General features: G+C 60.3%; 9 protein-coding genes. 2 read left to right on the top strand and 7 right to left on the bottom strand.

The genetic code is table 11. From position 1 onward, the window contains the following. From IIC71_09760 to IIC71_09730, 7 genes are all read right to left on the bottom strand, one after another. Positions 1 to 900, bottom strand: a 900-nt coding sequence (locus IIC71_09760; protein ID MCH7669462.1) for a hypothetical protein, incomplete at its 3' end; no start/stop codon positions are given. Positions 901 to 1,062: 162 nt separating this feature from the next. Continuing rightward, a complete protein-coding gene (locus tag IIC71_09755) occupies positions 1,063 to 2,199 on the bottom strand; it encodes an SMP-30/gluconolactonase/LRE family protein (protein MCH7669461.1) in 1,137 nt (378 codons plus the stop codon). Positions 2,200 to 2,395: 196 nt separating this feature from the next. Further along, the gene (locus IIC71_09750) at positions 2,396 to 3,517 is read right to left on the bottom strand and encodes a ScyD/ScyE family protein (GenBank protein MCH7669460.1); all 1,122 of its coding nucleotides are present in this window, start codon (positions 3,515 to 3,517) and stop codon (positions 2,396 to 2,398) included. A 70-nt stretch (positions 3,518 to 3,587) separates the two neighbouring features. Beyond that, a complete protein-coding gene (locus tag IIC71_09745) occupies positions 3,588 to 4,769 on the bottom strand; it encodes an ABC transporter permease (GenBank protein MCH7669459.1) in 1,182 nt (393 codons plus the stop codon). Continuing rightward, positions 4,769 to 5,494: an ABC transporter ATP-binding protein gene (locus tag IIC71_09740; protein ID MCH7669458.1), complete on the bottom strand. Its 726-nt coding sequence runs from the start codon at positions 5,492 to 5,494 to the stop codon at positions 4,769 to 4,771. Before IIC71_09740 ends, IIC71_09745 begins: the two co-directional genes overlap by 1 nt. Positions 5,495 to 5,517: 23 nt before the next feature. Then, positions 5,518 to 6,561 (bottom strand): peptidoglycan-binding protein, encoded by a 1,044-nt coding sequence (locus tag IIC71_09735; GenBank protein ID MCH7669457.1) that lies wholly within the window; start codon positions 6,559 to 6,561, stop codon positions 5,518 to 5,520. Further along, complete coding sequence (locus tag IIC71_09730; protein ID MCH7669456.1) at positions 6,562 to 7,128, bottom strand: hypothetical protein; 567 nt, start codon at positions 7,126 to 7,128, stop codon at positions 6,562 to 6,564. A 158-nt stretch (positions 7,129 to 7,286) separates the two neighbouring features. Between IIC71_09730 and IIC71_09725 the strand changes: the two genes are divergently transcribed. Both IIC71_09725 and IIC71_09720 read left to right on the top strand, forming a co-directional pair. Further along, complete coding sequence (locus IIC71_09725) at positions 7,287 to 8,420, top strand: metallophosphoesterase (GenBank protein MCH7669455.1); 1,134 nt, start codon at positions 7,287 to 7,289, stop codon at positions 8,418 to 8,420. Next, positions 8,417 to 11,044: an AAA family ATPase gene (locus IIC71_09720; GenBank protein MCH7669454.1), complete on the top strand. Its 2,628-nt coding sequence runs from the start codon at positions 8,417 to 8,419 to the stop codon at positions 11,042 to 11,044. Before IIC71_09725 ends, IIC71_09720 begins: the two co-directional genes overlap by 4 nt. Positions 11,045 to 11,107 lie beyond the last annotated feature (63 nt).

Raw genomic sequence — 11,107 nt, 5'->3', positions numbered from 1 at the left:
AAAGAACCGGTTGTCAAAGTTTGTCTTCCCCGCGCAATACGTCGGGTCAAGAATCAGATCGCCATTTGACTCCCTATGGGGGTATCCGAAGTCGTATGCGAACGTACCCTTTGACACGGCTCCGAAATTGATTCCCTGCGCTCCGTGGTCTCCGTCGAGGGCGCCGTCAAGAACAGCGAACGCGAAGTCATATTGAATCGCGGTGCCGTTAAATCCTCCGGCTTCGGCGAATCCGTCGTGCAGAACCAGTGCGATCGCCGTCCAGCAAGTGCCGGAGTCTGCGGCACCACAGAACGATCCTTCTCCGATTGCCGATCCTTCTCCGATTTTTAGATTGCTATCGCTAACGGCCGCCTCATAGTTTGGAACGTACATCCAGTTCTTCGCCCACTCAACATTGCCCGCGTTGTTTTCATACACACAGTGCGCGGCAGTTACAGCGATCGACCGGTCGTCAGTCCCGTCAATCACGACGCTGGCCGAGCAGACCCAGTACCGGTCACCACCACCATCATCAGTGCCGAGGGAGAACAGAACCTTTCCGGTTGACTCGACGACGGCTCCGCCGCCAAGCCAAGGTGCGCCCGTGACCGTGGTGTCACCGTCGTCTCCGCCTCCACCGCCGCCTCCGCCACCGCCACCGGGCTTACCAGGGTTTCCCCCGCGCGCCGCCGGGATGAAGCGGCCCGATGCCCGGTCGAATACAAAGTCGCGCGGAACTGCTTGTCTGACCTTATCAACGGTCCAAAAATCAATGATCCTTTGATGTTCTGAACGAGCTTCAGGAGCGTTCTGGCCTTCGGGTCGGACGTTGTTTCCTCCCGAAGCTCCCACAGAACCGGACCCAATGCTGGCGATCAACAACGACAGGACCACCAATATTTGCATGAAACGCTTCAAAACCTGCTCCTTCCAAGACCACCCTCGGTGGTTTCATGATACGCCGTGTTTTATTGATCGTAAAGAACTATTTTTGCGGTAGTGGGCAGAGTGTCTTGCGTCTCAAACCAGCCGCAGACACCTGCGCTCGGAACCAGACGAGATCTCAGGTCCCTGCGGAACTCAGTAGCCGGTGATGCGGATGACCTGTCCAGTGATCACCGTGGACCCGTCGGGGCCAAGAATCGGCCTACCCGGAGTGCCCTGCCCGGTGGAAACGTACAAGGCGCCATCAGTGGTCACGGTGATGTTTGTCGGGGCATCAAGGCCATCGGCCAGGACCCGCGGGGACCCGCCGTCGGACGGATACATAGTCACCTTGCCGCTAAACCTCAGGTACCCGCCGGCCCACGGTTCGGCGTTCGGGTCAAACAAGTCAACGGTCCCGACAAACAGCTCGGCGGACTCGGACGCCAACTCGACCACGAAAACATTGCCGGCAGCATCGATGGCGACATCCACGACCGTGGTGAGACCCGTGATCTCATCCGAGACTCGTCCGGTGACAGGATCGACCCGCACAACCTTGGCGTCACCCTCCACAAACGGAATAAAGGTCCCGTCGCCAGCCTCGGCGGCGCCGGAGAAGAGTGCAACCAGGACCTCGCCATTGCGAGGGTCGACCGCAAGACCGGCCGGTACCGACTGCTGGCCGCTGGCGAGATCCCCAAACACGATGATCTCGCGCCTGTCGGCGTCTGCAAGTCTCACCTCGATGAGCTGGTTGAGGGTGCTCTCAGTCACGAAGATGCTGAGCTCGTCCGGCGAGAGGCCGATGCCGGTCATGTTGCTGCGGCCTGTCAGGTTGCGCCCCATCGAACCCTCGGCGCTGATCTCAGCCAGCGAGAAGGCCTCGAACCCTCCGTCGATGGTGAGGAACGCCCGGCCGTCGCTGTGTGTTGCCACGTCGCTCGGGCCAGACACCTCGTCACGACCAGTCGAGTAGAGGAAGATGGCGTTGTAGCTCGGCAAATGTTCGAACCATGGCTCGGCTTCACCGGCATCCGTAAAGTCGCCGTCGCCGTTTCTGTCGACGTATCTGATGAGCTTGCCGGTCTGTAACGTGACGTCAACCGGCTCGCTGCCAGTGCCAGCTTCAGCAACCAGCATGCCGCCCTGCGCATCGAACGCGACACCGCGTGGATTCTCGAGACCGGTAAGGATCACATCTATCTGAACGTCAGCCGTCGGCTCGACACCAGATCCTGTACACGCCGCCACAGCGAGCGCAAACACCGCAACACCGATCCACCGGTTCATACTCGGCCCCAAGACAAGCCGTGGCCCCAAGAACCGAACCCGTACAATTTGGCCAAACCGCCAGAACCCGCCGCTGCGAGAAGCCGCCATCTGCCTGTGTCTCTGGTCATAAGCCTCCATCGCCCGCGGTGGTCGGCCAGTGTAGAGACGGACAGCGATGCTCGAACAAACGATCACTCAAGCCGGACCAGACGCATCATGAAGAGGGGTCGACAAATCTGATTGGTGGGTCGTTTGACGGTTGTGACAACAGGTCGTCGAAGCGCAGTACTAGGCCGGTGCCTGGGCCGCTGAACGCTCCGTTGACTGAGATGTAGACGCTGTTTTGATGGATGAGTAACGCGGTGGGAAACGGCAGCCTCTCGACAAGCACCACGGGTGCGATCCAACGATCACCGTCACGTTCGAGGCGTAACAACCGGCCGACCTTGCCAATGTACGGATGGTCTGTCGTCGTGCCGTCGATGAATTCGAGCACATACATGCGCCCCGCCGAGTCGAATGCCAGGTCGATTGGCGTTGTCAGGCCGTCGGCTACCACGGCGAAGTCGCCATCGGTGGCGAGTCGGAGTACCGCACCGTCCCCAGTTTCATGCGGGAGTTGGCTGAACGACGTCACGTAATGAACGGCGCCTGGACCGAACGCGATCCCGGTGAGTACCTCGTGACCATCGACAGTCGAGAACACTTCGATGTTGCCGTCGATGCCCGCAGCCAGCACAAATCCGGTGGCACCGTCGGTGACGAGAAATCGTTCGTTCGCAGGGTCGGCGATCATGGCGTACGGGTTCGAAAGGATATCGATTTCATCGAAGAAGTTGGGCTCAGCGCTGGTAACAGCGAACTCAAGAAAGTCCGCCACCACTTCAGGCTGCTCTGCCGGGTTGGTGACCCTGAGAAGCGAACGAGAATACGTACCCTCGCCCTCTCCCGTCAGCAAATAGAGTTCGCCATCCAATTCGGCGATGTCAGCGGGACCCGCAGAGACCCCCGTGACGTTGTAAAAGACATACGGGAGCTGCTCGACGATTCGTTGACGAATCCCGTGCGTGTCGACACAGCTCACCGCACCAGTTGGGGCTCGATTTGCGGTCGGACCCTCCTCCACCTTCTGACCCTCGGCCAGCCGACCAGCCTCTGCAACACATAACCTGCCGTCTGAAAGAACCGACAATCCCCGTGGCTCGTCGAGACCGTCGAGCACGACGACGTACCCAGGGGGTTCGGAGCGAAGGTTTGCTGCAACAAACCCGAGCACCAGGACCAGACCAACAACCCAGACCCAGCGTCGGCGCACTTTGGATGCCGTTCGCGACATGGTTATTTCGCCCGCGACACGGTCGCAACGGTTTCCGAGGCATCCGAACCGAAAACACAGCCCAGAGAATTCATCGACGGACTGCTTCGGCGGGGTCGATCCTTGAGGCGCGCACCGCCGGATACACACCCGCAAGCGCACCGAGTAGCAACGCTGCAGCAACGCTGATGGCGATCCCCAGCATCGGGATCGAAACGGCAACGTCCCGATTTGCGGCATACGCAACGGTGATGGCCGCACCAAAACCGACGCCGATCACACCGCCCATGCCAGCAAGCACTGTGGACTCGACAATGAACTGCATGCGAATGTGCATCCTCGTCGCCCCCAGCGATCGTCGCACCCCGATTTCCATCTTTCGCTCCAATATCGACATAACCATGATGTTTGCAATCGCCACGCCAGCGACCAACAACGCCACCGACCCGAGACCGATCAGCAGACTTGTCAGCGTCTCCTCCGCTGCCTTGCGCGCCGCAAGCGCGTCCGAAGGTCGGGTGATCTCCACGGTGTCGGGTTGCTGTGGGGCGACCGTTGCCGGAATCACCTTGACCACATCGTTGATGGACCGCAACACGACCCTTACGTACAACGCGGTGGGCTCAGGTTTGCCATCGAGAAACACCTCCGCAGCGGAGTAAGCGACGAAGCCGGTCCGGTCAAGGTCGGGGTGAATCGGCATGCTCTCCAGAATGCCAACCACGCCAAACCACTCGTCTCCAACGAGAACCCGCACCGGCGGGTTGATCGAACGGATCCCAAGGCGTTCGGCCGCAACAGAGCCGAGTGCAATCACTGGGATCTCCTCCAATCCTTCTTGGAGGAAACGGCCTGTTGCGACCTCACCGCGGACCACATCGAGCAGGCGCGGTGTTGCGGATACGACGGTGAGCCCACCAGTGTCGAGTTTGGAAACGAAGTCGTTGCGGCGCAGCGTGGCATCGACGGTGGTGATGCCAACCACATCATTCACCGGTCCGATACGGGCGACCATCGCGACTGCATCTTCAGGAACTTGCGAAGCCTGCCCGAAAATCCCCGCACCGGGAGTCACCCGCAGAAGGTTCGTGCCAAGGTCGTCGAGAGTCGCAAGCAAATCAGCGCGACCTGAAGCAGAGATGCCGATCACCGAAACTATGGCCGCAATCCCGATTGCGATCCCGACTGCTGTGAGGACCGCACGGACCGGACGAGCAAGCAACCCGCGCAGCGAAAGCGCGATCAGGTCAAAGAACCGGAGACGGGACCGCATCAGCCGTCCTCCGCATCATGAGCAACGGCCTCAGGATCATCCACCGGAGCGGCCGGATCGACTACCGAACCGTCCAAGAGCTGCACCACCCGAGGGAAGTTGGAAGCAAAGTCCCGGTCGTGTGTGATCGCGACGATCGTCGAGCCGGTGGCGTTGAGCCGGGTGAAAAGGTCGGCGATTTCGTCACTCGTTGCCGAATCGAGGTTGCCGGTCGGTTCGTCCGCAAACATGATTGCGGGATCTCCGACAAGCGCCCGCGCAATTGCGACCCGTTGCCGTTCCCCACCCGAAAGCTGCGACGGCACATGGTCGAGCCGATGACCCAGACCTACAGACTCAAGGGCTCCCACAGCTCGTTCGCGGCGTTGCCGCCAGCCGACCCCCCGATACACCAGCCCCTCAGCAACGTTGTGAACGGCGTCCACGCCCTCCATTAGAAAGAAGTCCTGAAACACAAAGCCGATGCGGTGCGCCCGCAGCCCGGAGATTCGCCTGTCGTTGAGCGTGCCGAGGTCGACACCGTCGATTGCGACACTGCCCGTTGTCGGACGGTCGAGACCGCCCATGATGTGCAGAAGCGTCGATTTGCCCGACCCGCTGGGTCCAACAACCGCAACAAGCTCACCACTGCTGACAACCAGGTCGACCGAATCGAGTGCGACGACCGGTGGCGGCCCCGGGTACACCTTGCCGACACCGGAGAGCTCGAGGACGGGATGGCTCACCTCATCCGCTCCACCGTCAACCACTACTCAGGGACGATGACGAGTTCGCCCTCAGCGACGTCACCGGTGATCTCGACGAGACCGTCCGCAAAGGTGCCCAGCTCAACCGACACCAGGACGATCTGGTTCGACCTCTTTACTTCTACACCGTACCCGCCCTCCGCGAGCGCCAGGAGGGAGTTCACCGGCACAGCGAGCACGCCGTCGAGCCGTTTCGTCTCGACCTCGATTTCGACAGGCGTCTCATCAAACTCTGACGTGCCTAACCTGCCGACCAGCACGATGATCGTCTCGCGGACACGCTCGTCGCCAAGCACCGTGACAGTGGCCGCAACACTCACGACCTCGCCGGCAACAACGCGGTCGTCGGGAAGCGTCACCTCAACAAGGCTCCGCAGCTCAAGAAGTTCGGGCCGGTCGGCGTCGTTCCATACGACGATTTCCTGCGAAGGACTCGACACGGTGTACGCAGGTGCTCCGGGTACGACCGGGGCACCCACCAGCAGTGGAGTCACGCCGATCCGCACCGGTTTTTCGAGGTACAGCACACGACCGAGTTCAACAATCCCGGTGTCATCGACACCCAGCGAGTCCTGCCAGTCCCGAATTGCGCGACGGGTGGCAGTCGTGAACTCCCGATCAACCGTCATGTTGCCCTCATCGTCGAAACCGAGGACCGCAAGGTTGGTTTCCAGCGCCTCCACATCGCTCCCATCCGAAACACCCTGGCGAAGTGTGCGCCACATCGGGCGTCGCCCGATAAACAGCACAATCGGGCTCCCGTCGATTTCAAGAATCATGTCGCCGCGTCCGACGAGGTCGCCCTCGGACCGCAACGTTGTCACCGTACCGGGTAGCTGGGCAACAATGCTCGCGGGGTTGGCGAAACGAAGCGTCCCGTTCAATGTTTCGGTCTCGACAATGTCTGTCCGCACCACGCGCGTTGTCGCAAGATCTGCAATCGCCGTCTCAGGGGCAGCGGTCTCGGTCACTGTCTCTGGCCGGGTCAGAAACCACGCAACCCCGGTAAACACCACGACTAGGACGAATAGCAACAACTTACGCATCTAACCTCCCAAATCTGGAAAGGCCAGGGAGTCTTGACAAAGGTCTAAGGCGTCCTGAAACTCATCGGATGAAAACTCCGCAAAGGCTGACAGCGGATACGGCAACCCGTTGCCGACCACCGGGTCCGGGAAGTCGGTGAAATTTTCGCCGCGCATGCAGGAGGAAAATTCCCGAAGCTGGTCCTGGATGACCGTCTCAAGCTCAGGATCAGAGCTGAACTGAAGCGCGGATGCGTTCTGGAAGATCGAGATACACCCGCTCTCAGCCTCTTTCCACTCGTCGGATCCGAGATCGACGTTCTCGACAAGCTCAGGAGGGATCACCGGAGCGCCCGAAGCATCAAACCGGATGTCGGGAACATCGATGCCCTTGTCGCGCATACAGCGGGTGAATTCGAGCGTTGCTTCCTCGATATCGATTCGCAGGGTGTTCGAGTCGTCCGCTGCGAGTTCGGACGGACTCCGCAACGTGGCGATTCCATCCGTGTTGTCGTCGGCGCTGCCGCCGCTACACGCGCCGGCGACTAACGCCAGGGCGACAACAAGGGTAAAGAACTTGGCAGCCATGCCACCACGCTACCCGATTCGAAGTGGAACCCGGCGAGCAACAGAACAAGAAAACCCCGCATGCGCGTTCCCGAACGCCAGATGTCAGTGCCTACCGGCGAACTCCTCGCGCGCGCACGGGGCTTCTGACCCAGCTCTGCGTGCGGTACGATTTGGTGATGGTTAGGTTCCTCCACACTGCCGACTGGCAGCTCGGTATGACGCGGCACTTCCTTGCAGGTGAGGCGCAGGCGCGATTTTCGGAAGCTCGTATCAAGGCTGTGGAAACGATCGGGAAGCTCGCGGTCGAGCAGGTGTGTTCGTTCGTCGTGGTATGCGGAGATGTGTTCGAGACGAATCACGTCGAGCGGCAGGTGATTGTGCGAGCGGTTGACGCGATGCGCAAGACGCCGAACGTCACGTTCTACCTGCTGCCTGGAAACCACGACCCGTTGAACGCGTCATCCATCTTCACATCTCGGACGTTCACAGATAGGAGGCCAGACAACGTCGTCGTCCTCGATGGATCCAGTGCGGTGGACGTAGCTTCGGGAGTTCGTCTGATCGCGGCGCCGTGGACAAGCGTTGAGCCGCTGGAAGACCTCGTCCAACGGGCGATATCAGATGCGCCACAGCACGACGGTATCAGCATCGTTGTCGGCCACGGCGTCGTCGACACGCTCGACCCCGACCCGACCAACACAGCAGCGATTTGCCTCGCTGACCTCGAAACCGCTATCGATGCCGGCAGTGTCCACTACGTTGCCCTGGGTGACCGCCACTCCACAACGTCCGTTGGCGACACAGGCAAGGTGCACTACTCGGGGGCACCAGTACCGACGGGGTATCGAGAAATCGATCCGGGAAACGTGCTCATTGTCGAGATCGACGACGACACGGTCACAGTCGAGACGCACCCGGTCGGGACGTGGACGTTCCACACACTGGATTTCGATCTGCGGAGCGCCAACGACGTCGACCTTCTCGTGTCGAGTCTCTCGGACATCGAGAACAAACGAGAATCGATCGTGCAGCTCAAACTTGTCGGACAGCTCACACTTGGCAACAAGATTCGCCTCGACTCGGCCCTTGAAAGCGAGGCAGACTTGTTTGCGTCGCTCAACACTTGGGAGCGCCACAACAACCTCGTCGTGCTGCCCGATGATGAGGACTTCACCCAGCTCGGACTGTCCGGTTTCGCAAACGATGCACTCAACGAACTCACGACGCTGGCACAGGGCGACGACGATGAGGCGCACGCTGCCCAGGACGCGCTCGGGCTTCTCTACCGGCTCGTCGAGAGCGGCTCATGAGGATTCGTCGCATCAAGGTGCGTAACTACGCCGGCATTGCGGAGGCCGAGGTGACGTTTCCCGACGAGGGAATCACGATCGTCGAAGGGCCGAACGAGTCAGGCAAGACCTCTCTCATGGACGCCGTCGACCTCATCCTCGACCTGCAAGATTCCTCGAACCACCGCAGGGTGAAGCAAGTGGTCCCTGTTGGCAAGGACGTCGGCCCCTGGGTTGAAGTCGAGATAGTCGCCGGCACCTATGAATTCACCTATTCCAAACGGTGGGCACGCAAACCCGAGACCCTCCTTGTGGTAACAAAACCGCAACGAGAGCAACTCAGCGGTCGCGAGGCTCACGATCGCGTTTCTGAGATTCTCGATGAAGCTGTCGACCTCGCACTGTGGAAGACCCTGCGCCTTGTCCAGGGAGAAGGCCTCGCTCAAGCAACGTTCGAAGTGTCGGCACTTGGTAGAGCGCTCGACGCAGCGGCGGGAGGCGACGTTGCAGGTGATAGCGAAGACGTCCTATGGGATCGGATCGAAACCGAATTTGGTGAGTATTGGACTCCGGGTGGGAAACCGAAGAACAATCTGAGTCAGGCCGAGGACGACCTCGAATCAGCCCAGAAGAAGTCTGACGAAGCCAAAGCGCATCTCCGCGACCTTGATGACACTGCTCGCGACATCCAACGTCTCGACGAAACGGCAAAGACCCTCGAAGCAGCCGGCGTGAAGGCCGCAGCCGAGCTGACAGCATTGACAAAACAAGTCGACGACACAGCGACGTTGCGGCGTGCAGCCGAACGTTGCAAGACCGACCTGGAACGCCTAGACCTGGTTCATGCAGCAGCCCAGAAAAGTCATCAACGCCGCGACGATCTCATCACAGCCCACCAGACAGCTGCTGATATCTTCGATCGGGTAAACAACGAAATCGAGCAAGCAGGCCCGACACGAAAGATCATCATTGAAGAGGCAGCGAGCACCAAGGCTGCACTTGCGGTCACCCGGACACATTGGGCACAGGCACAAGCATCGTTCGACCAGGCGCGGGAAGACACCGAGTACCTCAGACAACTGATCGAGATCGAGCAGATGACCGAGCGTATGGAGCGGATCAACCAGGCGCTGCAACAACAGCAAGAGGCGGAAAAGGCCCTCGAGTCCTTCACGGTCGACGAAGAGCACCTGTCTGCAATCGAAGAAGCTCACTTAGGTCTCACAAAGGCGCGAGCAGCGGCTGGTCAGGCCCTGCCAGAGGTTGTGGTCACCGCCCTGCAAGACCTGAAGGTCACAATCAACGACACCGACCTCGACCTCAACCACGACACGGATCACACGCCGACACCCCAAGAACTCACCCGGATTGTCGTAGCCGGCGTTATCTCGGTTTCGGTTCGGGCCGGGGGCGAAGGCACCGCTACCGTCGAGAGACTGGAAGAGGCCAGCCAGCTCTACCAAGCTCTATGCGCGCAAGCTCATGTCGCTGACTTTGCGGAGGCGCGTAAGCAGTTCGACGCCCGGGCCGCTGCGCTGCGAAGTTTGGATGACGCCGCCACAACGCTGGACCGAGACCTCAGGGACCTGCAACCCGAGGCGCTCTCCGCAAAGATTGTCAACCTCGTGGAACGCACAAAGAAACATATCCTGGATCGCGTGGCGACGAGCCCAATCCCCACGGACCACACCGCTGCGCAGGCCCTCGGACACACCGCTGCACAGCTACTCGACGACGCAAAAGCAGCGTTGGACACCACCGAGCGAGTGGCCGAAAAGGCTGCCACGAAGGCGAGCCAACTAGACATCGAGGACGCTGGTCTTGCCGGAAACCTCAGCATCGCGAAGAGCACAGCCGACTCTGCCGGCCAGACACTGGAGGAAGCCCGCGAAACCGAAAGCGACGCCGTGCTGGCTAAAGAAGAGAACTCCGCCTCAGTAGCAGCCGAGACAGCGAAAACCGCCTACGGCGCGGCCCAGAACGAACTCGACAAGGCGGACCCCGACAGCCTTGACGCACTGCTGTCAAACGCGAAAGCAGCTCAAGAACGCCACGCTGACAACCTCCAGAAAAACGCCGAACGCCGCACCGAGCTTCAGATACGTCTCACGCACGACACCGAGCGAGGACCGGCACGAGATCTCGACGAAGCAACAACCTCGCTGGAGGAAGCCAGAGCACATCTTGAACGTGTCAGCATGCGGGCCGCGGCTGCTCAGCTACTCCACTCCGTCTTCAAAGCACACCGGCAAAAAGCGAGGGACCGATACGCGCAACCGTTCCGCGAGCAGATAGAAAACCTCGGGAGAATTGTCTACGGTTCCGGATTCGAAGTCGCCCTCGGCGATGACCTCTCGATCACCACCCGCACGCTTGCTCACACGACACTCGACTTTGATCAGCTCAGTACAGGCGCCCAAGAACAGCTCGGACTCCTGGCACGGCTTGCATGTGCAATGCTCGTATCCAGCGAAGGGGGCGCACCGGTGATCTTTGACGATGCTCTCGGCTGGACCGACCCCGATCGTCTCACCCGGATGGGTGCAGCGATCTCAAGCGCGGCGAACAACTGTCAGATCATCATCCTGACCTGCGTCCCCGACCGGTACGCCAACGTCGGCAACGCCCGCACCGTCACCATCTGAAACGCGCTGCTAACTTCTGCATGACATGGTTTTGGCACGACCACTTCGCGACGTCAAAGGTTG

The sequence above is a fragment of the Acidobacteriota bacterium genome (genome assembly GCA_022562055.1).
Classification (GTDB): domain Bacteria; phylum Actinomycetota; class Acidimicrobiia; order Spongiisociales; family UBA5794; genus BMS3BBIN02.
The sequence above is the reverse complement of the archived record's forward strand: the minus strand, read 5'-3'. Positions and strand labels throughout refer to the sequence as shown.